Consider the following 1,343-nt stretch of genomic DNA (forward strand, 5'->3'; position numbering starts at 1 on the left):
TCTTCAGTCCATATTCCGCGCAGCGCACGGATGAATTCCTCCGAGCGGCGATAGCGCTCGTCATGATCGAGCCAATGCTCGCCGATGGCATGGAACTCGCCACGGAACCAGCCGGAGACGAGGTTGATCGCGACGCGGCCGTTGGTCAGGTAGCTGATGGTGGCGATCTGCTTGGCCGCCAGCGCCGGGTTCCATGGTCCTGGCAGGATCGCCGCGATGACCTTGAGCGTCGTGGTCGCCGCCAGCAGATCATGGCTGAACGCCACCGATTCATGCTGTTCGTCGGCGCCGTAGCCGGCGGTGAAACGTATCTGGCTGAGCGCGTAATCGAAGCCGGCCTTCTCGGCGATCTGCGCCAGCTTGCGATTGTACTCGGCAGAATGGTTGGTGCGCTGCTCGATGTTGGAAATCACCAGGCCGCCCGAAACATTCGGCACCCAATAGGCGAATTTGATCGGATCGGCTTCTGCATGTGCCATGAACTGTCTCCCATTCAGGCCGTGTCGTTGATCGCTCCGGTCGCGCCGGCTCCGATATTTATTATGTTTATAGAATATATATACAAAGAAGGATTTTCCGTTTTTGGGGCGCTCTTGGGACGGAAATACCAATTTTCGCTGCCGAACCCGGCCCGCAGGTGTCAGCCCACGTGTGGACGGTGCGCGGCATTGGGGCCGATGGCCTGCGCTGACGGCAGCGTTACCAGCAGCTTGGCAATTTCAACCGCGACCGTCTGGGCATGGCGGGCGACTTCCGGCAGACCCATGAGCTCGCCGAAAGTCCCTCGTGCCAGCGGGCCGGCGACCAGGAGTGTCGCGACCGCCGCGCCGTCCCGGCCGATCGCGCGGCTGTCGAGACCTGTCTCGATGCCAAGCCCATATTGGTCCGTCCTGATCAAGCCGGCTTCCGCCAGCGAGCTTAGCGCCGGGTTCAGCTGCAGCGCCTGCCCATGGGCCGGACCGGTGGTGTTGATGACGGCAGCGAAGCGCATCGTCTCGATCCGGGTCTGCCCGCGCCGTTGAAAGCTGACAGCCAGGCTGCCGTCCTCGTCGTTCGACGCGACAAGCCTGGCGGCAATGGTGTCGACTGTACCGGCGGCATGACGCCGGTCGAGCACGGCGGCGACCTGCGGCGCGATCCTGAAGCGATGCACGTCCCAGAACACGCGCAGCTGGCGCACCAGCCTTGCCCGCTCCGGCGGCGCAAGTGCGGCCCACAGCACCGGCCCCTGGAGGCGCAGCTGATCGAAGACCGACTGCCAGTTGACGCTGGCGGCGCGCGCGGCCGCCAGCGTCAACTGGCAGTCGGTCTTCGATCAGCTGCGCCTCCAGGGGCCGGTGCTG

Annotated in this window: 2 protein-coding genes; both read right to left on the reverse strand. The window is 64.3% G+C overall.

Annotated elements, in window-relative coordinates; translation table 11 throughout:
• Positions 1-479, reverse strand: a 479-nt coding sequence (locus tag EN991_RS36460) for an LLM class flavin-dependent oxidoreductase (protein ID WP_127370533.1), incomplete at its 3' end; no start/stop codon positions are given.
• A gap of 161 nt (positions 480-640) precedes the next feature.
• A complete protein-coding gene (locus EN991_RS36465; protein ID WP_245461178.1) occupies positions 641-1,297 on the reverse strand; it encodes a hypothetical protein in 657 nt (218 codons plus the stop codon).
• Between the last annotated feature and the right edge of the window lie 46 nt (positions 1,298-1,343).

This window comes from Mesorhizobium sp. M7A.F.Ca.US.005.03.2.1 (genome assembly GCF_003997795.1).
GTDB lineage: Bacteria > Pseudomonadota > Alphaproteobacteria > Rhizobiales > Rhizobiaceae > Mesorhizobium > Mesorhizobium ciceri.